This is a genomic window from Rhodococcus sp. PvR044 (assembly GCF_040548995.1).
Taxonomy (GTDB): Bacteria; Actinomycetota; Actinomycetes; order Mycobacteriales; family Mycobacteriaceae; genus Rhodococcus_G; species Rhodococcus_G oryzae.
Genome location: NZ_JBEPSX010000002.1, coordinates 311008 through 331438, shown reverse-complemented (window position 1 = coordinate 331438; position 20431 = coordinate 311008). Strand labels below are relative to the sequence as shown.

Here is a 20431-nt window from a genome sequence, read left to right as displayed (position 1 = left end):
GTCCTTACCGTCAGAGATCGAGGACCAGGCGCTCGGACCCGGTCGATCGGGACACGCAGATCAGCATCGAATCCTCGCGCTCCTCGTCGGTCAGACGGGTCTCGCGATGGTCCGGTTCGCCCGAGATGACCCGGACCTTGCAGGTGCCGCAGAATCCCTGCTGGCACGAGTACCCGACGCCGGGCAGCCGCTCCTTGATCACCGACAGGGCGGATTCGTCGGCGGGCACGGTGAGTACCTCGCCCGTCCTCGCGAGCTGGACCTCGAACTCGGATCCGTCCAAAACCGGTGGCGCACCGAACCTCTCGAAGTGCAGCGAGGTCGCAGCGCTGTCCATGAACGCCCTGCGCACGGTCTCGAGCATGGGGGTCGGGCCGCAACAGTAGACGGCCCCTCCCGCGACCGCGCGACCCAGCAGATCCTCTTCTGTCGGGATCCCGTACTCGTCATCCGGTCGTACGAAAACCCTTGTCGGATCCCATGATTCGATCTCATCCAGGAAGGGCATCGACTCCCGCGAACGGCCGGAGTAGACGAACTGCCAGTCCATCCCGATCTCGCGGGCGGCCCGCACCATGGCCAGGATCGGCGTGATGCCGATGCCGCCCGCGATGAACAGCGCCTTCCCCGCACCGACGAACGGGAACCCGTTGCGGGGGCCGCGGACGGTCACCGTGGTGCCCGGCTGCAGTCCGTGCATCTCGATCGAGCCGCCACCACCGTCCGGAATGGAGCGCACTGCGATGCGGTAGTGGGTCCGGTCCGCCGGGTCTCCGCAGAGCGAGTACTGCCTGCGACGCCCCGACGGCAGGTGGAAATCCAGGTGGCAGCCGGGCTGCCACGCCGGCAGCTCGGTGCCGTCCGGTGCGGCGAAGGTCAGCGCCGCGACGTTCTCGTCCTGGGCCACGATGGTCCGGTCGGACACCACCAGGGTCATCGCGGTGTCCGGGTTGTGGCCGGCGTGCTCCGGCTTGTAGTCGAAGCGGGCCACCACACCGAGGTACCTGTCCACGAACGAGCCGAGGGCCGTCATCACCCGGTCGTTGCGGTCACGTCCGCGCAGGTCTCGCGGCCTGCCCTCGATGTTGCGTGCCCGTTCCGCGCTCATCGTCGTCATCTCGGCGCTACTTGGCCGCGGCCTGGGCGGCGGGCGAGGAGGCGAGGTAGGCGACGGCCTGCGCGGTGGATCCCTCCTGCGACGGGTGGTACGAGCGGCTGAAGTAGCGCCCCATCCGCACGGCGAGCTCCCTCGGGCCGGGCAGGACACCTCGCCTGCCCGCGGCCAGGTAATCGGAGAGGTGCGGCTTGCGCCGGTGCGGCGCCCACTGGGCGAGCTCGGGATCGTTCGCCATCAGGAACCGGGTGCCCCGAACCCAGAGGTACACGATCGCCGGGCTGGCCACGAGCTGGGTGCGCAGACGACGGGATTCGCGCTTGTCGAAGTAGCGCATCAGGTCGTAGGCGACGCTGCGGTGCTCGACCTCCTCCGATCCGTGCCAGCGCAGCAGGTCGAGCATGGTCGGGTGCGGGTGCGCCCGGTCCAGGCCCTTGGCGTTGAGCACCCAGTCGCCGAGGAAGGCGGTGATGTGTTCGATCGCCGCGATCAGGGCGAGGCGCTCGATCAGGTAGTTCTCCTTGCGCCGGGCAGTGAACGGCCGCGGTCCGAGCAGCCGGAAGAACACCCATTCCATCTGGGACGTGAAGGGGGTGGGATCGAGGCCCTGCTTCTTGAGGTGCTCGAGGACGCCCGCGTGCGACTGCGAGTGCATGGCCTCCTGGCCGATGAAGCCGGCGACGTCGTCCCGCAACTTCTCGTCCTCGATCAGCGGCAGCGCTTCCTTGAACGTCTCGACGAACCAGTCCTCCCCCGCGGGAAGCAGCAGGTGCAACACGTTGAAGACATGGGTGGTGAACGGATCCCCCGGGATCCAGTGCATCGGCAGGTCAGACCAGTCGAATTCCACATCACGGGCCTGCAAAAGGATGTGATCCGGCTCGGTGACGGCGGTGACGTGCACGCTCTCGATGGACATCGGAATCTCCTCCGGCACCCGATCCCGGGCTGCCTGTGACACGGGTCATTCACTGTATGGCGAAGTAACCGTAACACGGAGTTATATGTACATCTAGGGGTTGATCAGCCGTATGTGTCCCGCGGCCCGCGGCCCTTGATGTGCCGATCCCCCTTGCGCCAGCTCGGAGCGCTCGGCCCGGTGATCCGCAGGCTCGTCACGATCCCGTCACCGACCGCAGCGGCGATCTTCGCCAGGATCTGGGACTGCATCATCCGCAGCTGGGTGGCCCAGGCCGTCGACTCGGCGGAAATGCTCAGCACGCCCTCACGCAGCGCGACCGGTTCGGCATGCGCCGAGATGTCCTCGCCGACGACCTGCGGCCAACGGCCGAGGACCGTGCCCTCGGCCACTCGCGGCGACCAGCCCCTGTTCTTCGCGACCAACCCCGTCAACGCCCCGAACGGCTGCGGATCCCGTCCGTCCGGTCCCGCGCCCGACCAGCCCCGTCGACCGGTGCCCGCTCGCAGCCGCGGCTTCGGCGACGACCTGCCCTGCCCGACGGACTTCCCGCTCGCCTTCGCGGCCGCGCGCGCCTCTTCCAGCGCCCGCCGGGCGAGGTCGATTCCGCGCAGCTCGGGCACCAGTTCGGTGCTCGCGGGCTGTCCCGGTTCCGGCACCGGACCCCCGGTCGGGCTCGACTCGTCTGTCATCCGCGCTCGCCTCCGTTCGTCCGTCGATGATAGGGGCTCACACGAGTCGTGAGATCCTCCCGGCCGCGGTGCTGACCGCCTCGATGCCGAACCGTCGCGCATCCAGTTCCGCGGGCACATCCTCTGCGACGGCCGCGGTGATGAGAACCTGCTCCGCGTCCGCAGCCACCGCGGCAAGCGCGGTCCGCCGGGTGCGGTCGAGCTCGGCGAAGACATCGTCGAGCATCAGCACCGGATCGGCGCCGTCGGCGCGCAACAACGCGAACGCCGCGAGCCGCAGCGAGAGGGCGAACGACCAGGACTCGCCGTGGCTGGCGAAGCCCTTGGCCGGCTGATCACCGAGATGGAGCTCGAGGTCGTCGCGGTGCGGTCCGACCAGGCACACCCCCCGATCGATCTCGCGCTGCCTCGACACGGCCAGCTCGTTGAGAAAGCTCGCCTCGAGCAACTCGACGTCGTCCCTGATCCAGGGGTGGTCCGGATCGACGAGCTCGGGCGGCATCGAATCGCCGAGGCTGCTCCGGTACCGGATCGCGGCCGGCCGGGACTCCGGGGCGATGCCGCGATAGGAGCTCGCGACGTGCGGGCCCAACTCGGCGACCAACCGCAGCCGGCCTGCCAGCAGTTCCGCCCCGTGCGCCGCGAGGTGACCGTCCCAAACATCAAGGGTGGCAAGGGCACTCGCACCATCGGTCGATCGGGTACCGCGCCGCAGCGCGCCGCCCGCGGTCTTGAGCAGGGCGGATCGCTGCCGCAGCACCTTCTCGTAGTCCGCCTTGACCGCGGCCATCCGCGGCAACCGGGAGCAGAGCAGTTCGTCGAGATAGCGGCGCCGATCCCCCGGGTCCCCCCGCACCATGGACAGGTCCTCGGGCGCGAACAGCACGCTCCGCAGGACGCCGAGGATCTCGCGCGGCCGGCGCACCGGCGATCCGTTCATCCGCGCGCGGTTGGCCCGGCCGTCGTTGATCTCGAGGTCGATCACCAGCTCGCGGCCGTCGTTGACGACCGCCGCACCGATCTGGGCCTGGGTCGCGCCCGCCCGGATGAGCGGAGCATCGGTGGAGACGCGGTGCGAGGACAGCGAGGACAGGTAGCCGAGTGCCTCGAGCAGGTTGGTCTTGCCGTGCCCGTTCGGCCCGACGAACAGGGTCACCCCTGGTCCGGGTTCCAGCGCGATGGCGTCCCAGGAACGGAAATCCCGGAGCGTGAACTTACGAACGAACACCTATCCGGATTCCGACACCCGCTGTACCGCGTGACCACCGAACTGGTTGCGCAGTGCCGAGACGGCCTTCATCGCGGGCGAGTCCGACTGCCGCGAGGCGAACCGGGCGAAGAGCGCCGCGGAGATCACCGGGGCCGGCACGGCATGGTTGATCGCTTCCTCGACGGTCCAGCGACCTTCGCCGGAATCCTCTGTGTAGCCAGAGATTTCGGCAAAATTGGGGTCTTCGTCCAGTGCCTTGACCAGGAGATCGAGCAACCAGGAACGGACGACGGTGCCCTTGGTCCAGGCCCGCAGGACGCCGTGGACGTCGGTGACCAGGTCTTCGGCCTCGAGCAGTTCGAAGCCCTCGGCATAGGCGTGCATCAGGCCGTACTCGATGCCGTTGTGGATCATCTTCGAGTAATGCCCGGCGCCGACCGGGCCGGCGTGGACGAATCCATCCGCCCGCTCACCCTCGGGCCGGAGGGCATCGAAGATCGGCATCACCCGGGCGACGTCCTCGTCCGAGCCGCCGACCATCAGGCCGTATCCGTTCTCCAAACCCCAAATGCCACCGGACACACCACAATCGAGGTACCCGATGCCGTGTTCTGCCAGCAGGTCGGCATGGATCTTGTCTTCGGTGAAGCGGGAATTGCCGCCGTCGATCACCAGGTCGCCCGCGTCGAGGACGGTGGCCAGCGCGGTGATGGTCTCGCGGGTCACCGTGCCGGAGGGGACCATCACCCAGACCACCCTTGGTGTCTGCAGCGCGCCGGCCAGTGTGGCCAACGACTCGACGTCTGTCACCTCGGGACGCGGGTCGTAACCGATCACCTCGTGACGATGCGCGCGCAGCCGATCGCGCATGTTGAAACCCATCTTGCCCAGACCGACCAGTCCCAGCTGCATTGTTCGGCGTCCCTTCACTCGCGGTCGGTGCTGCTACGGCGGCCTTCCCGGATCAGCCGGGCAGGCGGACGGGCATCAGCAGGTAGGTGTAATCGGTTTCGGGCGCAGCGAACGTGCCGGATTCACCCGGCACCGGCTCCTCTTCGGGGGCCGGTCGCAGCACGGCGGGCCTGCTGGGGGTGGTGAACCCGAACGAGACCCGCTCGGTGTGCAGCGAACCGAGGCCGTCGATCAGGTATCCGGGGTTGAAGGCGATGGTGAGGGGTTCGCCCAGGAACTGCGCCTCGAGTGCCTCCTCGGCGCGGCCTGCGTCATCGCCACCGGCGGCGAGCAGCAACCCGTCCGCGGAGAACTGCATCCGGACCTGGGCACCACGCTCGGCGACGAGGGACACACGTTTGATCGCCTCGACCAGCGGCGTCACCTCGACCGTGGCGATGGCGGTGTGTTCCGTCGGCAGCAGCTGGCGGAACTTCGGGAACTCGGCGTCGAGCAGGCGGGTGGTGGTGCGCCTGCCCTCGCCGACAATGCCGAGCAGACCTTCGGATCCGACCGAGGAACCCACGCCAAATGCCAGCTCAACCGGCGAACTCGAGACTCCACCAAGGGTTTTCGCGGACTCGGAGAGGGTTTTCGCCGGGATCAGCACGGCCGCGGAGGTGTCGGGGTTTGCCGGGGTCCACTCGATCTGCCGTACCGCGAGACGGAACCTGTCGGTCGCCGCGAGCACCACGTTGGTGCCCTCGATCTCGACCCGGATACCGGTCAGCATGGGCAGGGTGTCGTCCTTGCCCGCGGCGATCGCGACCTGGCTGATGGCTTCGGAGAAGACATCGACCGGCAACGATCCGGTCTGCTGTGGCAGTTCCGGCAGCTGGGGGTAGTCCTCGACCGGCATCGTGGGCAGCGAGAACTTGGCGCTGCCACAGGAAATGAGAACTCGGGTGCCGTCGACGGTGACATCGACCGGCTTCGCAGGCAGCGAGCGGGTGATGTCTGCGAGCAGCTTTCCGGAGACCAGGGATTTTCCTGGAACGGAGACCTCTGCGGAGATCCGTACCTGCGCGGAAACCTCGTAGTCGAAGCCGGAGATCGTCAGACCCTGGTCATCGGCTGCGATCAACACACCACCGAGAACAGGTACCGGAGGCCTGGACGGGAGGCTGCGGGCCACCCACGCGACGGAATCCGCGAAATCCTCCCGAGCGACACGAAACTTCATACTTCCAAGCTCCATCGCTCGGCTGATCCTCTCCGTAGGCATGGACATCTGCGGATGCCAGCAGTGTGACACGGCAGAAGCACACCGTATGCCCTTCGCGGCGAAGTTGAAAGCCGAAAGCCACGCCGGAAGCGGGGTCAGCCGGCCGGTTCGGTCGGGTGTGAGCAGCCGTGGTCCACAGGACCTGTTTTCAAAGAGCGAATTACAAGTAGAGATCAGCAGTAGTAATAGGCACTGTGGATTCTGTGGACGAAGCCTGTAATCCGCTGGTCCGCCGGTGTGGCGCCGTGGGGATCAGTCCAGGTACGAAACGTGGACAGATCGGGGTCTGCTGTGGATGAGATTTTGTTGTTCACGACTCGACCCCGATTCATCCACAGGTTCACGGGGTTGTCCACATGTTTGTCCACAGGTGTGAGTACTTTTCATGAAGATCACAAAAGACGGCGAGTCGCGGGGCTCGGCGGGTCCGCGGACAGGCGACGGGAACGGTCGAACGCGCCGCGGCGGGTGAATGACCGTTTCGGTGGAGGGCTGTCATTCCGGTGACGACACGGAGTTGCCCAGGTGACACGGATCCGGCGGATAGAGGTGTGGGGCGTGCGACCCCCTGCGGCGCACGCCCCACCTATAACGATGGTCGTCATCGTGGGGGCGCGGCGCACGCGTAGTGCACTACCTGTTCCGCGGCCGGACTACCTGCGGGCGCCGTGCGGGTAGTCCGGTTTCCGCACGTGGCGGGATCACCTCAGGGGGGAGCGTCAGCGCTTGGAACGCTGCTTGACCCGGGCCGTCAGCTCCTGGACCTGGTCGTATACCTTCCGCCGTTCGGTCATCTCCTTGCGGATCTTCTTGTCCGCGTACATCACCGTGGTGTGATCGCGGCCGAACGTCTGACCGATCTTGGGCAGCGAGAGGTCGGTCAGTTCGCGGCACAGGTACATGGCGATCTGCCGGGCCTGGGCGAGCGGGCGGGCCTTGCCGGGACCGCACAGGTCCTCGATGCTGATGGTGAAGTACTCGGCGGTCACCGCCATGATGGTCGCCGCGTTGATCTCGAGACTCGTCGAATCCGGCATCAGGTCACGCAGGACCACCTCGGCCAGGGTCAGGTCGAGCGGCTGCCGGTTCAGCGACGCGAACGCGGTGACGCGGATGAGCGCGCCCTCGAGTTCGCGGATGTTGCGCTCGATCCGGCTGGCGATCAGCTCGAGGACGTCGTGCGGCACGTCGAGGCGATCCATCCGCGCCTTCTTGCTGAGGATCGCGATGCGCGTCTCGAGCTCGGGCGGCTGGACATCGGTGATCAGGCCCCACTCGAACCGGGTCCGGAGCCGGTCTTCCAGGGTCGCCAGCTGCTTCGGCGGGCGGTCCGAGGACACAACGATCTGCTTGTTCGCGTTGTGGAGGGTGTTGAAGGTGTGGAAGAACTCCTCCTGGATACCCTCCTTGCCCTCGATGAATTGGATGTCATCGACGAGCAGCACATCGGTCTCGCGGTACCGGCGCTTGAAGGCGACCTTACGGTCGTCGCGGAGGCTGTTGATGAAGTCGTTGGTGAATTCCTCGGTGGAGACGTACTTGACCCGCATCCCGGGGAACAGTCGCTGCGCGTAGTGACCGGCGGCGTGCAGCAGGTGGGTCTTTCCAAGACCCGAGGCGCCCCAGACGAACAGCGGGTTGTAGGCACGGGCGGGCGCCTCGGCGATGGCGACCGCGGCGGCGTGGGCGAATCTGTTCGATGCGCCGATGACGAAGGTGTCGAAGGTGTACTTCGCGTTGAGGCTGTTCCCGCCGGAGGCGGCGGGGGCGTCGGCGGGCGGCTTGGTGAAGTACGACGGCCACGATTCGTTCACACTGGCGATGGCCTCGCGGTCCTCGTCGAATTCCTCGTAGTCCAGCGTCTCGGACTCGGACTGGTCGGACTCGGCCGCGCTCATGCGCCGGCGGCGGAACGTCGGCACGCTCGGGGTGGAGTCCTCGCCCGACACCTCCTCGGCGACCGGTGGCGCCGGGGACGCGGGCACGGCCTGAACCGATTCGACAGGGTCGGCGGACGGCGGCGCGATGCGGACACCGAGCCCCTCGACGCCCGCAACGATATGCCGGTTGAGTGCTTGCAGGATCGGTTCGCGCAGGTCCCGCTCGATCGCCTCCTGGACGAACGACGACGGGACCGAGAGCAACGCGAATCCCTGCGCCAGGGTCAGCGGGCGCACCAGCGCCAGCATGGCCTTCTGCGCCTTGGTCAGCTGTGGCCCGCCTTCGGGGGGTTCATCCGACGTCAACTCGGTGAGCACATCCACCCAGACCTGTTCCAGGGTGATTGCTTCCTCGGTCAACTTCGTCCCTCCCCACATCGTGTGGGAGGGAGACGCACAGGGCTCATCACGATGTTGGCCGAGCTCTCCCACCCTGGGGATAACTTCCCCGCACAGAGTTACGAATATGCCACCTGATCTGTAATTCCACACAATTATCCACAGATGTGGATAAAGCACAGGGCTGTGAGTAGAGGCTGCCCCTCGCGCGGTTGATCTTGAACTGCACGTACCTCACCTGCGACGATGGCGGCAGTCGGGCGATCCTGTCGTCCGGCCGAGGGGCGGCGTCCGGGCCGATTCGCGGATTCGCGGGTGTTAGTTGGCTTACAGGGCCCGGGCCGTCGTGGTTGCGGTTCGGGTGGGCGGGGTGACGGCACACTCGGCGGTCGAACACAAGCATCCTCGGGGGCGTGGCGTGTCCCTGGGCGTCCGGGTTTGACCTTGCGTCCGGCGCTGCGTACCCTCGTACAGTCACCCGAAGTCGAGGTGGCGGTTGCCTGCTGGCCATCTCGGTCTGCTGGACATCCGCCGGGATTTCGTCGCCGGGGACCACCAATTTTCAGTTACAGATGGCGTCGAACGGCGCCGATTATCTATGAGGAGTGTTCACCGTGGCCAAGGGCAAGCGGACGTTCCAGCCGAACAACCGACGCCGCGCGCGTGTTCACGGCTTCCGTCTCCGTATGCGTACCCGTGCCGGGCGCGCCATCGTTTCTGCGCGTCGCCAAAAGGGCCGCGCTACCCTCACCGCCTGATCCAGACTTCGGGAGCTCGGGGTGCTACCTGAGCCGCACCGGTTGCGTCGGAAGGCGGACTTCGCGTCCACCGTTCGGCGAGGTCAGCGGGCGGCCCGGCGAGATGTGGTTGTCCACGCTCTCGCCGGGGCGAATGCTGACGCACTGGTGAGTGACCCGGGTCCGCGATTCGGACTGGTGGTAAGCAAGGCTGTCGGGCCGGCGGTGATTCGACATCGAGTCGCACGCCGGCTTCGTCATATCTGTGCGGGCCTCGTGCACGAGATGCCCGAGGGTGTCAACGTGGTGATCCGTGCGCTTCCCGGCGCCGCGACCGCGTCCTCCGCGGACCTGGACCGGCAGTTGAGGTCCGGTCTTCGTAAACTCAACCTTCTTGTCAGCGTGGGTAATTCGGTATGACCGAAGCTTCTGGTGGCCCCCCGTCCTGGTGGACGGCGGTGCGGCGTGCCCCCGCGCGAACACTCATCTTCGTCATCGAGCTGTATCGCAGCTATGTGTCGCCCCTGCGCCTGCCAACCTGCCGGTTCACCCCCACCTGCAGCGAGTACGCGGTCGACGCCCTGCGTGAGCGCGGAGTCGTGATCGGCCTCGGACTGACCACGGTGCGCCTTCTCAAATGCGCGCCCTGGCACCCTGGAGGCTGGGATCCTGTTCCGCCGCGCAGGCCCCGTCGTGAGGAAACCCTTGCGACCGTCGGAGCCGCGCGATCCGGTAGAGATACTGGCAAGCAACCCCACTGTCTGATCGAAGTGGACGAACAGAGGAGTACATAGAGCCGTGCTCGACTTCATCTACTATCCGGTGTCCGGGATCCTGTGGGTCTGGCACAAGGTGTTCGGCGCGATCCCGTTCCTGGGGCCGAACAGCGGCATCACGTGGGCGCTGTCCGTCATGTTCCTCGTGTTCACGCTGCGTGCCATCCTGTACAAGCCCTTCGTCAAGCAGGTGCGCACCACCCGCCAGATGCAGGAGTTGCAGCCCCAGATCAAGGCGCTGCAGAAGAAGTACTCCAAGGATCGCCAGCGGATGGCGCTGGAGATGCAGAAACTGCAGAAGGAACACGGCTTCAACCCGATCATGGGTTGCCTTCCGGTACTGCTGCAGGCCCCCGTGTTCATCGGCCTGTTCCACGTGCTCCGTTCGTTCAACCGCACCGGCACCGGCTACGGCCAGCTCGGTATGTCGGTCGAGGACAACGCCAACACCGCGAACTACTTCTTCAGCCCCGCAGACGTCCAGTCGTTCCTCGAGGCCCGACTGTTCGGCGCGCCGATCTCGGTGGCGATCACCACGCCCCAGGCACAGCTCGAGACGTTCGGTCAGTACGGCACCGTCCCGACCGTGCTCAACATCGCGGCCGTCGCGATCCCGCTGATGGTGATCGCGTCCATCGCCACGCACTTCAACTCGCGTGCCTCGGTTGCCCGGCAGAGCGAGGCCGCCGCGGCCAACCCGCAGTCCGCGATCATGAACAAGCTTGCGCTGTGGGTCTTCCCGCTCGGCGTGCTCGTCGGTGGTCCGTTCCTGATGATCGCCATCCTGCTGTACTGGGTGGCCAACAACATCTGGACCTATGCACAGCAGCACCTGGTCTTCCGTCGCATCGATGCGGAGGAAGAGGAGAAGAAGAAGGCAGCGCTCGAACGTCGCGCCGACAACGCACCGAAGCCCGGTGCACGACCGGACCAGGCGAAGAAGCGTAAGTCCGCGTCCGTGGCCGAGTCCTCCCCCGACACCGAGCCGGCAGACGAGGCCGACGCGGGCAGCGGTACCACCGCGGCCCCCGGCCAGGCCCCGAAGCCGGGGGCGCGCCCGCAAGGAAATCGCGGCAAGACCACCAAGCCCAAGCGCAAGCGCTGATTCAAGGAAAGTAGACGACGATGGCGAATGATCCGGAAATCGGACAGGACGGGGTAGACGAGGTCGTGTCGGACGTGGTGGTCGAGACCGAGCGCGAGGTCGTGGAGCCCGAGGTCGTGGAGTCCGAGGCAGTCGATGCCGAGGACGAGCTGATCGAGGAGGGCGAGATCGCGGGCGATTACCTCGAGCAGCTGCTCGATGTCCTCGACTTCGATGGCGACATCGATCTCGATGTCGAGGGTGATCGCGCGATGGTCAGCATCGACGGCGGTGACGACCTGTCGAAGCTGGTGGGGCGCAAGGGTGAGGTCCTCGACGCCCTGCAGGAACTGACCCGTCTGGCTGTGCAGCAGGTGACCGGCGAGCGCAGCCGGCTGATGCTCGACATCGCGGGCTGGCGTGCGGGCCGTCGGACCGAGCTCAGCGAGATCGGCGCCGCTGCGGCGAAGCGGGTGCTGGAGTCGGGCGAGCCGGAGTCGCTGACGCCGATGACCCCGTTCGAGCGCAAGATCGTGCACGACGCCATCGCCAAGATCGACGGCGTCTCCAGCGAGAGCGAGGGCGCCGAGCCCTCGCGCCGCGTGGTCGTTCTCAAGGATTGATCGGTCCGCATCGATGGATGCGGCCTGAAGTTGGTGGGCCCCCGCTTCCGAGTGGGGGCCCACCGTCGTTTTCCGGCCTCCAGGAGCGGGCTGAGCGCCCGAATTCCTTAGGGTGCCACCGGATCATCATCCGGGACCGCGGGCGGCATACCGGCGCCGTAGGGATCGAGAATCGCGGCGACCTGCCTCCCCCACCGCTCATGGGCAGACTGTCGCGTCATCCCCGTCGCGCGCCCGATGGTGGCCCATGTTGCCCCGCAGCGCCGCAGGCTCATGACCGTCTCGACCGAATCGATCCCGGCGCCCAGTTGGATGCGGAGACAGACGAGTTGCCACGCGAGTTGCCTCTCGGCGGGGATGTCGGTCCCCTCCTCCGCCAACCACTCATCGGATCCGGGAAGAGGACCGGTCCCCACGATGAGGTCGGCCTGGCGACCGGCCTCCAGGACGCCGGCTGCGACCACCGCCTCGGAGGCGCCCCCGACGTCTGCCGTGACCGCCCTGTCGATGAGATCACTCATCCTAGTTCCGCCTTCCCGAGTAGTTTCTGATGTCAGGTAAATCCTGACATCGATGGAATTGCTTGTCAAGCTTTACCTGACACCATCGTCGCGCCTCGCGTGCGCGCCTGTCGTCGACCGGCCGGAGGTGGGCAATGGTGCGGCTCGCGCGGTCGATTTTTGGGTTCCCACTTGAGGTCTTGGCCACCACGGCCCTTTCGTCACACTGACGAATCTGGTCACGCGGTACCGGTTCGCCGCTTCTCCCCTGCCGGGCATCCCGGACGCGTTCGGTGCTGGATCCGATCCTCGGCGAGGGTCCCTGCGGTGAGGTGGTGCCGGTGTACTGCGGGGCGGGCCGGTGCACCCTTCGCCCCTCGATCCGGGCTGACGAACGTCTGGTCATTCGGCCTTGCCGACCCCACGTGTACGAGGTTTCGCAAGTTATCCACACTCGGTGGATCAATCTGTTGGTGGATTGCGTTCCCCGTGGTCCAGGGCGTGCCGCGGATCGGGTGCGTGGTCATGAGAACCGCCGCCGGCGTTCGTTTCCGCGTATCGAGGGCGCCGTGTACCGCGGCCGCCCCGCCGACCGTTTCACGTGAAACGGTTGGCGGGGCGCCCGATAGGGTTCTCTACCGCAGCGCCGCTCACCGGTTCGGCACCGGACCCCTCCCCTCCCCCGCCGGGAGGCTGGGCCTGGCTCCACGGACCCGCCGGTGTCGGGACCGCCGGAGAGCGGTCCAGTCCTCTCGGTCGGCGTCCCGCGGCCCCGGGATCGACGGGGACGCGTGCCGCCGCCGGCCGTGGGAAGCACTCCCCTCCCCCGCCGCGGCTACGGCTGTGCCGATCGGTCGCGCCCGATGGGAGCCGTCCAGCGATCCCATCCTGTGTCCGGGACTGGTCAGGATGGGAGTGTCGCCCGTCCCTTCCGGAGGTTCGGAGTGCGTCCGGCCGCAGGGCTAGGTTCACACGACTCGGGGCGGCAGAGCGCTCGTCGGTCTCGGTCGGAAGGCGGGCACCGGGAATTCGGCGCCATTCCGTGGTCGCGAGGGAGCCGCCCCACGAGGCGACGTCGCGGCGTGGATCGAATTCGCCCGCCGGCGCGCTCGTTCCCGGCACGGCGGTGTCCGGGCGACCGCGCATCGGATGAGACGTCGGTCCCGCGGAGATCTCGACTGGTCGGGTTCACGTGAAACATCGAGATCGAACCCGCGGGTTGGATGGTGCGGGAGGCGGGCGCCGATCGCGGATCCAGGCCTGATGTGGTGACGCCGCGCGACGAACCGAGACAGGTCCCCCAACCGCGCCTGCCCACCGGGGTGGCCGTTCGGCGGTGGTGTCGTAGTGCTGGACGAACACCCCGCGGGCGTAGGGCGCCGGGATGTCGCGGATCCCGCGCTAGACGCGCGGCGGATGTTTCACGTGAATCCCGCCGCCCCGATTCGGACTACGAACGAGTCGCGCCCCGCGGCGACCGACGGGCGATCCGTTCGCACGAGTGCGACCGCCGATCGTCGAGTTGCTGCGGCTGCGCATGGGAACCGGGCGCCGACTCGTGCTCGTCGTCGACGGAACCCGGCGATGCCGGGGCGGCGGGCATTCCGCATGGGACCGCGCTCGTCGTGCCGGGGCAGGCGCAGAGCCAGCTCGAGAAGCTCGCGCGCGAGGGCGAGCGACTGGCCCGGTCTTCATCGTGAGAGATCTTCTCGAGCAGTGTGGATCGGGACGATCGAGAATCGGGAGCAGCGGTGACGTTCGCCCGACCCGAAGCGAGCGGAGTCCTGGCGACCGTCCCGATGTGGTCGATCCGATGTTTCACGTGAATCCGGGCACGGCCGACCGACCTCCGCCGTTCGGTTGCGTGCGTAACCGGGTTCAGGACACCCGGATTCGTCCCAGCCGGTCCTACGCGCCCGAGGCGGCTGCTCTCCCTGGCAGATCGTGTCGGGTGCTGCTGCCGGGCAACCGGATGGATCGCGCATATCTACCCCGCAGGTCGTGGATTGGACGGCCAAATCCGAGGCCGATGTACCGGCGGCCCAAAGATGAATCACGACCCGCTTCGCAGCCTCGAAGTCGAAGCCTGCCTCGAGGTGCATTGTTCACCCGGATGATCCGGGCGTTCAGGGACGCCGTGGCGCTGCTGTCCGTGTCGGGTGTCGGGGCACCGGTACTCGGTTGTTTCACGTGAATCCGCCGAAGGTCGGAACACTCCCCGCAGAGAGGGCGATGTGTGGGGCGAGAGACCGGATGGGCGTCACCGCGACTCGGGCGGACCAGAGGCATCGGGGCGATCGCTCAGGGAGTGCGTGTGACAGGTGCTCGGTCCAGACGATCTCCGGATTCACGTGAAACATTCGAACCGTCCAGCGGAGTGGAACGGAGGATGCGAAGCGCCCCACTCCCCCACACCCGGCAACCGCCCGCCGGACACAATGCCGGGAGGAGAACTGTGTGCCCTCCACCCGTACTGCGATGGTTCGATCACGGCGTCCGAGCCGATGGCCTGTGCTCGACACCTCCCTCTCCTCTCTGGTGCGGGATCGGCTGGGAGCGAGCCCGGTGACCCCTCCCCTCCCCCGGTCTCCGGGCAGGGTCGATCGTCGGTGTCTTGCCCACGACTCGCACCCGGGTTTGTCGTGTGCCCGTCGGGCGGTCCCGGATCCGGGGCGCCCTGGATCCGTCGCCCGAACGCCATTCGGTACGGACTGGCATCCGGACGGACCCGAGTCGCGCACTCTCTCCTTTCGGCGGCGCGTAAACCGGCCTTTGCGTCCGATGCGGTGCAGAATCACATCGTCAGGGTTTGGGGAATCGCGGGCGTCACGGGAGGATGTTTCACGTGGAACACATCGAGTCCGAGGACCTGCCTGACGCCGCTCGCACGATCTTCGGAGACCGCCTCGAACTCGCCGAGAAGTACCATCTTTCGCTCGCCACCGATGGCGTGGAGCGCGGTCTGATCGGTCCTCGGGAGGTCCCCCGGCTATGGGAGCGGCACCTTCTCAACTGCGCGGTGATCGGCGAGGTGATCGAGGAGGGTGAGTCGGTGGTGGACGTCGGGAGCGGTGCCGGGCTTCCCGGCATCCCCTTGGCGATCGCGCGCCCCGATCTCCGGATCACCCTCGTCGAGCCCCTCCTGCGACGATCGGTCTATCTCGCCGAGTTCGCCGAATCGGTCGGGCTGGACATCCTCGTCGTGCGCGGTCGTGCGGAGCAGCCGGGCGTGATCAAGGAGGTCGGGGGTGCCGATGTCGTCACCTCGCGCGCGGTCGCACCCCTGGAGAAGCTTGCGCGGTGGTCGATTCCGTTGATTCACGAGGGTGGTCGGATGCTCGCCATGAAGGGTTCCAGTGCGGCCGAGGAGATTTCCCGGGATCGCGCTTCCCTAACCCGCATGGGTGCTGGCAAGCTAGAGATCGTCGAGTGCGGTGTCGACCTTCTTCCCACTCCGACCACTGTGGTTCGGGCGGAGCGTGTCTCCCGGCGATCTCATCGCCGATGACAGAGTCACCGTGCGCTCGTGTGCGAATGCGACGATCCAACAGGCAAGTCCAGTGAAGGAGCAATCTATGTCGGGTGGACCCGAATCAACTGTTTCACGTGAAACAGATCACGACGCCTCGAGTTCCACCACCGACAACACAGAGAACCCGTACTCGGCCCCCGCCGCCGCGTACGCCGGCATCTCCCCGATGGACACCCCGATCGGTGCCGCAGCACAACGGGCCAGCCAGGTTCTGCACCCGCACACTGTGACACTCCCCCGGCCGAAGACCCGCCGGATGCTCACCATCGCCAATCAGAAGGGCGGGGTCGGTAAGACCACGTCGGCGGTGAACCTGGCGTCGGCTCTGGCCGTGCAGGGGCTGCGGGTTCTCGTCGTCGACCTCGACCCGCAGGGCAACGCCAGCACCGCGCTCGGCGTACCGCACCACTCGGGCACCCCGTCCAGCTATGAGCTGCTGATCGGTGAGGTCACCGCGGCCGAGGCCATCCAGCAGAGCCCGCACCACGAGGGCCTGTTCTGCATCCCCGCGACGATCGACCTCGCGGGCGCCGAGATCGAACTGGTCTCCATGGTCGCGCGGGAGGGTCGGCTGAAGAATGCGCTCTCCGAGAAGGCGCTCGCCGCGATCGATGCCGACTTCATCCTGATCGATTGCCCGCCCTCGCTCGGGTTGCTGACGGTCAACGCCCTCGTGGCTGCGAACGAAGTCCTGATCCCCATCCAGTGCGAGTACTACGCACTCGAGGGTGTCGGTCAGCTGCTCCGCAACATCGAGCTGGTGCAGTCCCACCTGAATCCCGATCTGCACGTGTCGACCGTGCTGCTGACCATGTACGACGGTCGGACCAAGCTCGCGGATCAGGTCGCCGAGGAGGTGCGCAGACACTTTGGCGACAGGGTCCTGCGCGCCGTCATCCCACGCAGCGTGAAGGTGTCGGAGGCGCCCGGATTCGGGATGACCGTCCTCGACTACGACCCGGGTTCGCGGGGTGCAATGAGCTATCTCGACGCCGGGCGGGAACTCGCAGCCCGGACCGCAACGACCAACTCGCAGGAGCAGCAGTGAGCCAGAGAAGCAAGGGCGGACTCGGGCGGGGCCTCGCCGCGCTGATTCCCACCGGTCCTGAGGCGGGACCGCGCCTCGGTAGCGCCGCCGCCGACGTCATCATCGGCAATGCGACCGCACCGATCGCGGTGAAGCCGGCGCCGGTCGTCGAGACCCCGGAGACCCCCGATGCGCCGGCGAAGCAGGAGGCTCCCGCGAAGCAGGAAAAGTCGGAGCCGCCCACCACCGCGGCGTCGTCCACCGCTGCCGCGGTCACGCCGGTCGACGGCGCGGAGGTGGCGGACGGACCCGACCTCTCCCCCGTCGGTGCCGTGTACCGCGAGATCGACGCGGCCCAGATCGAGCCGAACCCCAAGCAGCCCCGCCACGTCTTCGACGAGGAAGCCCTTGGCGAACTCGTCCACTCGATCCGCGAGTTCGGCCTGATGCAGCCCATCGTGGTCCGCCGTGTCGCCGCCGACCGCTACCAGCTCGTCATGGGCGAACGCCGGTGGCGAGCCAGCCAGGAGGCCGGGCTCGAGCGGATTCCCGCCATCGTGCGGGAGACGAACGACGGGTCGATGCTTCGCGACGCGCTGCTGGAGAATATCCACCGGGTGCAGCTGAACCCGCTCGAAGAGGCCGCCGCCTACCAGCAGCTCCTCGAGGAGTTCAACGTCACCCACGACGAGCTGGCCACCCGGATCGGTCGCTCTCGACCGGTGGTGACGAACATGATCCGGCTCCTGAAGCTGCCGATCCCCGTGCAGCGCCGCGTCGCCGCCGGGGTGCTCTCGGCCGGCCACGCCCGGGCGCTGCTATCGCTCGAGGCGGGTCCCGAAGCGCAGGAACAGCTGGCCGCCCGGATCGTGGCGGAGGGCCTGTCGGTGCGCGCCACCGAGGAGGCCGTCACGCTCGCGAACCGGGACGGCGAGCCGCTGCCGGCACCCGCCGCCAAGCGCAAGCCGATTCAGATGCCCGGTCTCCAGGACGTCGCGGAACGGCTCTCCTCCTCTTTCGACACCCGCGTGACGGTGAGCCTGGGCAAGCGGAAGGGCAAGATCGTCGTCGAATTCGGCTCGGTGGAGGATCTCCAGCGGATCGTCGAGATGATGGAGTCCCAGTCGCCCGGATAGGTCGGATTCTCCGGGTACAGACCACCCGCGGTCGATACGTCACTGTGACAGTACGGTCGCCGGGCCGCGGGTGTCTGACTCCGGGTCCCTCGAAATCCATTGCGTGCAAGTAGCTTTCGGATCTCATCCAGTGAAGGACGCCGGCCGGACGCGGATCGCCTATCCTGGATGACAGAGAACGTGTCACGCGGGGACTCACAGCCTCCGCAGTAGGTGTTTTGGAGGCGGAGTCAGGGTGTCGATGCGCATCAGCCCGCTCACCCTCGACGGTTTCGATCTACTCCCCCGTCATTCTCGGCGGTGCGTCTTCTGGGAGATGGACCCGGCCGCCGTCCGCAGCTCCCGCGACTTCTCCGATCCCGAGTTCGAGAAGGAAGCCTGGCTGTCGATGGTCATGCTGGAGTGGGGATCCTGCGGTCAGGTCGCTACCCTCAACGGCACCCCGGCCGGCTGCGCGCTCTACTCGCCGCCCGGTGTGGTGCCGCGCGCCAAGCTCTTCCCCACCTCCCCCGTCAGCCCGGATGCGGTCCTGCTGACGACGATGAGGCTCGAACCGGCCGCGGAGCTGGATGGGGTGGGCCCGAGTCTCATCCAGGCCGTGGTGGGCGATCTGGTTCGTCGTGGCGTGCGTGCCCTGGAGGCATTCGGGATCCGCGATGTGCAGGACGATCCGGTGGCCGGACGGCGCGGCCAGGAATGCACCCCTGCCGATTGCATGATCGATGCCGAGTTCCTCGCCGACATGGGATTCGAAGTGGTTGCCGCGCATCATCGCTACCCGCGGATGCGGCTGGAACTGGACCGGGATCACGGGTGGAAGGCCGACGTGGAGTCGGCATTGGAACGGCTGCTCGCGGTGGCGACGCTGACCATGACCGACATCGAACAGAAGTCGACCGTCGGGGTTCTCTGACCGCGTCGCTCACGTACGGCGACGGCGGGCTCCCTAGGCCTGGTCGGCCTTCGAGAGCTCCTCGGCCAGCAGTTCGGCGAAGGTGAATGTGCCGGTGGGCTGATCGTCCTGCCCGAGCAGGTAGAGGCGCTTCACTGCGATCAGGATGGACTCGGCGATGATGTCGCGGTTGCGCGGATTGGCGAGCACTCTGACATCGGATTCGTTTGTGAGATAACCGATGTCGACCTGCACGGTCGGCATGTTGGTGAGCCGCAACAGATCCCAGGTGCGGCCGTGGGTCCGGCAGTCCTGCAGCGAGGTCCGGGCCACGATCTCGCGCTGGATGAAGCTGGAGAGAACCTGTCCGATCCGGGAGGTGGCACCGTGCGAGTTCCCGAAGTGGAAGCTGGCCACGCCATTCGCGTGCGGGCTGGTGCTGGCCGAGCACCGCAGCGAGATCATCAGGTCCGCCTCGAACGTGTTGGACGTCTCGGCGCGCTGCGCGGGCGACGGGTTCTGATCGTGCGGGCGGGACAGGAATGTCTCCATGCCGGTCGCCGCCATCCGGCCCTCGAGCCGGCTGGCCAGGTCCCAGAGGATGTCGGACTCGGTGATCGGACCGAACGCCGAGTCGAGCACGATGCCGGTCTCGCCGCCGCCGAGGTCGGGGTCGATCACGATGCGCTTGCCGCTGAGCTGCGGGCCGGAGCGGCGGACCAGCTCCTCCTCGGTGATGGCGTGCGGCGAGCCGCCCGTCACCCGGGTGCCGAGCAGATCGAGCGACCGCAGCGTCTGCGGGCCGCAGATGCCGTCGGAGGCGATGCCGATCTCACGCTGGAACGAGGACAGACCCTCGTGGGTCTGCGGTCCGAAGTAGCCGTCGACGCGCCCCGGGTAGAAGCCGAGGTCCTGCAGCTTGGTCTGTAGCGCCGCCACGTCGTCGCCGTACAGCGGCGCGGACAGCTGGTAGATCAGCGTGCGGGCGCCGAGCCGGTACGAGGCCTCCTTGAGCGACCGGTAGGTCGCGGTGCCGACCACTCCGTCGACCAGCAGGCCTCGCTGCTGCTGGAAGGCCCGCACGGCGCTGTCGAGGTGGTGGTCGAACACCGCATCGGGCGCGATCCACTGCGAACCGTTGATCGCCTCACGCGAGGTGATCGACACCCCGTTGTGCAGGAAGCCGAGCGTGGAAAGGGTGCCTCGAACCTCGGCAACGGCGGGACCGTGGTCGCCGTGACGGAGTCGATGCATTCTTCCCGGCCCTTTCGTCAGTTCCTGACGGCGCACCAAGGCGCCGCGCGTCGCACGTGTCGATCGATTGTCGCAGAAGCCCCCGAGAAACAGTCAATCTCGGGGGCTGCGATGTGACCTACAGGACGTCGGACAGGTCCTTGAGCAGGGCGGCCTTGCCCTTGGCTCCGACGATCTGCTTCACCGGCTTGCCGCCCTGGAACAGGATCATCGTGGGGATCGACATGACCTGGAAGTCGCGCGCGGCGGCCGGGTTCGCGTCGATGTCGAGCTTGGCGACGGTGAGCTTGTCGCCGTGCTCGCCCGCGATCTCCTCGAGGACGGGGGCGACCATCTTGCAGGGGCCGCACCAGGTCGCCCAGAAGTCGACGAGGACCGGCTTCTCGGAGTCGAGGACGTCCTGCTTGAAGGAGTCGTCGGTGATGGTGATCGTGTTGGACATGGTCTGTCTCCTCGGGTGGCTGGTCGGGGTACGCGGGC

19 protein-coding genes are annotated in these 20431 nt (G+C 67.2%); 9 read left to right on the top strand and 10 right to left on the bottom strand.

What is annotated here, in order from left to right; translation table 11 throughout:
• Positions 1-10: 10 nt before the first annotated feature.
• The 7 genes from ABIC28_RS07685 to dnaA all read right to left on the bottom strand — a co-directional run bounded on the left by ABIC28_RS07685 (position 11) and on the right by dnaA (position 8429).
• Complete coding sequence (locus ABIC28_RS07685) at positions 11-1117, bottom strand: PDR/VanB family oxidoreductase (RefSeq protein WP_374102901.1); 1107 nt, start codon at positions 1115-1117, stop codon at positions 11-13.
• 7 nt (positions 1118-1124) lie between these two features.
• Complete coding sequence (locus ABIC28_RS07680) at positions 1125-2033, bottom strand: metal-dependent hydrolase (protein WP_209927987.1); 909 nt, start codon at positions 2031-2033, stop codon at positions 1125-1127.
• Between the two features lie 104 nt (positions 2034-2137).
• On the bottom strand, positions 2138-2725 hold the full coding sequence (locus ABIC28_RS07675; protein ID WP_209927988.1) for a DUF721 family protein: 588 nt from the start codon (positions 2723-2725) through the stop codon (positions 2138-2140).
• Positions 2726-2762: 37 nt separating this feature from the next.
• Positions 2763-3953, bottom strand: coding sequence for a DNA replication/repair protein RecF (gene recF / locus ABIC28_RS07670; RefSeq protein ID WP_209927989.1), 1191 nt, complete (start codon positions 3951-3953; stop codon positions 2763-2765).
• A complete protein-coding gene (gnd, locus tag ABIC28_RS07665; RefSeq protein WP_374102902.1) occupies positions 3954-4865 on the bottom strand; it encodes a phosphogluconate dehydrogenase (NAD(+)-dependent, decarboxylating) in 912 nt (303 codons plus the stop codon).
• A 34-nt stretch (positions 4866-4899) separates the two neighbouring features.
• Positions 4900-6084, bottom strand: a complete 1185-nt coding sequence (gene dnaN, locus ABIC28_RS07660) for a DNA polymerase III subunit beta (RefSeq protein ID WP_077043344.1) — start codon at positions 6082-6084, stop codon at positions 4900-4902.
• A gap of 746 nt (positions 6085-6830) precedes the next feature.
• Positions 6831-8429 (bottom strand): chromosomal replication initiator protein DnaA, encoded by a 1599-nt coding sequence (dnaA, locus tag ABIC28_RS07655; RefSeq protein WP_209927991.1) that lies wholly within the window; start codon positions 8427-8429, stop codon positions 6831-6833.
• 575 nt (positions 8430-9004) lie between these two features.
• Between dnaA and rpmH the strand changes: the two genes are divergently transcribed.
• Genes rpmH through ABIC28_RS07630 form a run of 5 tightly spaced genes read left to right on the top strand, consistent with a single transcriptional unit; the run spans position 9005 to position 11610 of the window.
• Positions 9005-9148, top strand: coding sequence for a 50S ribosomal protein L34 (rpmH, locus tag ABIC28_RS07650; RefSeq protein WP_077043345.1), 144 nt, complete (start codon positions 9005-9007; stop codon positions 9146-9148).
• A gap of 21 nt (positions 9149-9169) precedes the next feature.
• Positions 9170-9547: a ribonuclease P protein component gene (rnpA, locus tag ABIC28_RS07645; RefSeq protein ID WP_077039933.1), complete on the top strand. Its 378-nt coding sequence runs from the start codon at positions 9170-9172 to the stop codon at positions 9545-9547.
• On the top strand, positions 9544-9921 hold the full coding sequence (gene yidD / locus ABIC28_RS07640; protein WP_097210749.1) for a membrane protein insertion efficiency factor YidD: 378 nt from the start codon (positions 9544-9546) through the stop codon (positions 9919-9921). The genes rnpA and yidD overlap by 4 nt, the downstream gene beginning before the upstream one ends.
• Positions 9922-9925: 4 nt before the next feature.
• Positions 9926-11008 carry a membrane protein insertase YidC gene (gene yidC / locus ABIC28_RS07635; protein ID WP_097210750.1) on the top strand — a complete coding sequence of 361 codons (1083 nt, stop codon included), beginning with the start codon at positions 9926-9928 and terminating at the stop codon, positions 11006-11008.
• Between the two features lie 20 nt (positions 11009-11028).
• Complete coding sequence (locus ABIC28_RS07630; RefSeq protein ID WP_097210751.1) at positions 11029-11610, top strand: Jag family protein; 582 nt, start codon at positions 11029-11031, stop codon at positions 11608-11610.
• A gap of 107 nt (positions 11611-11717) precedes the next feature.
• Here the strand turns inward: ABIC28_RS07630 and ABIC28_RS07625 are convergent, their stop codons facing one another.
• The gene (locus ABIC28_RS07625; RefSeq protein WP_209927993.1) at positions 11718-12131 is read right to left on the bottom strand and encodes a hypothetical protein; all 414 of its coding nucleotides are present in this window, start codon (positions 12129-12131) and stop codon (positions 11718-11720) included.
• A 2815-nt stretch (positions 12132-14946) separates the two neighbouring features.
• Between ABIC28_RS07625 and rsmG the strand changes: the two genes are divergently transcribed.
• The 4 genes from rsmG to ABIC28_RS07605 all read left to right on the top strand — a co-directional run bounded on the left by rsmG (position 14947) and on the right by ABIC28_RS07605 (position 18718).
• On the top strand, positions 14947-15618 hold the full coding sequence (gene rsmG / locus ABIC28_RS07620; protein WP_209927994.1) for a 16S rRNA (guanine(527)-N(7))-methyltransferase RsmG: 672 nt from the start codon (positions 14947-14949) through the stop codon (positions 15616-15618).
• Positions 15619-15685: 67 nt separating this feature from the next.
• Positions 15686-16690: a ParA family protein gene (locus ABIC28_RS07615; RefSeq protein ID WP_097210753.1), complete on the top strand. Its 1005-nt coding sequence runs from the start codon at positions 15686-15688 to the stop codon at positions 16688-16690.
• Complete coding sequence (locus ABIC28_RS07610) at positions 16687-17805, top strand: ParB/RepB/Spo0J family partition protein (RefSeq protein WP_209927995.1); 1119 nt, start codon at positions 16687-16689, stop codon at positions 17803-17805. The genes ABIC28_RS07615 and ABIC28_RS07610 overlap by 4 nt, the downstream gene beginning before the upstream one ends.
• A gap of 235 nt (positions 17806-18040) precedes the next feature.
• A complete protein-coding gene (locus ABIC28_RS07605; RefSeq protein WP_097210755.1) occupies positions 18041-18718 on the top strand; it encodes a hypothetical protein in 678 nt (225 codons plus the stop codon).
• Between the two features lie 33 nt (positions 18719-18751).
• On the opposite strand, the gene ABIC28_RS07600 is transcribed toward ABIC28_RS07605, so the two are convergent.
• Together ABIC28_RS07600 and trxA are read right to left on the bottom strand one after the other, a co-directional pair.
• A complete protein-coding gene (locus ABIC28_RS07600) occupies positions 18752-19951 on the bottom strand; it encodes an N-acetylmuramoyl-L-alanine amidase (RefSeq protein WP_354578235.1) in 1200 nt (399 codons plus the stop codon).
• A gap of 118 nt (positions 19952-20069) precedes the next feature.
• Positions 20070-20393: a thioredoxin gene (gene trxA, locus ABIC28_RS07595; protein ID WP_072753054.1), complete on the bottom strand. Its 324-nt coding sequence runs from the start codon at positions 20391-20393 to the stop codon at positions 20070-20072.
• Between the last annotated feature and the right edge of the window lie 38 nt (positions 20394-20431).

Excerpts from the sequence above, each read along its gene's own strand:
- ABIC28_RS07600 (WP_354578235.1), bottom strand. The coding sequence starts at position 19,951 with ATGCATCGACTCCGTCACGGCGACCACGGTCCCGCCGTTGCCGAGGTT.
- yidD (WP_097210749.1), top strand. The coding sequence starts at position 9,544 with ATGACCGAAGCTTCTGGTGGCCCCCCGTCCTGGTGGACGGCGGTGCGG.
- ABIC28_RS07675 (WP_209927988.1), bottom strand. The coding sequence starts at position 2,725 with ATGACAGACGAGTCGAGCCCGACCGGGGGTCCGGTGCCGGAACCGGGA.
- dnaN (WP_077043344.1), bottom strand. The coding sequence starts at position 6,084 with ATGGAGCTTGGAAGTATGAAGTTTCGTGTCGCTCGGGAGGATTTCGCG.
- rsmG (WP_209927994.1), top strand. The coding sequence starts at position 14,947 with ATGTTTCACGTGGAACACATCGAGTCCGAGGACCTGCCTGACGCCGCT.
- trxA (WP_072753054.1), bottom strand. The coding sequence starts at position 20,393 with ATGTCCAACACGATCACCATCACCGACGACTCCTTCAAGCAGGACGTC.
- ABIC28_RS07615 (WP_097210753.1), top strand. The coding sequence starts at position 15,686 with ATGTCGGGTGGACCCGAATCAACTGTTTCACGTGAAACAGATCACGAC.
- dnaA (WP_209927991.1), bottom strand. The coding sequence starts at position 8,429 with ATGTGGGGAGGGACGAAGTTGACCGAGGAAGCAATCACCCTGGAACAG.
- ABIC28_RS07630 (WP_097210751.1), top strand. The coding sequence starts at position 11,029 with ATGGCGAATGATCCGGAAATCGGACAGGACGGGGTAGACGAGGTCGTG.
- ABIC28_RS07685 (WP_374102901.1), bottom strand. The coding sequence starts at position 1,117 with ATGACGACGATGAGCGCGGAACGGGCACGCAACATCGAGGGCAGGCCG.
- ABIC28_RS07625 (WP_209927993.1), bottom strand. The coding sequence starts at position 12,131 with ATGAGTGATCTCATCGACAGGGCGGTCACGGCAGACGTCGGGGGCGCC.
- ABIC28_RS07680 (WP_209927987.1), bottom strand. The coding sequence starts at position 2,033 with ATGTCCATCGAGAGCGTGCACGTCACCGCCGTCACCGAGCCGGATCAC.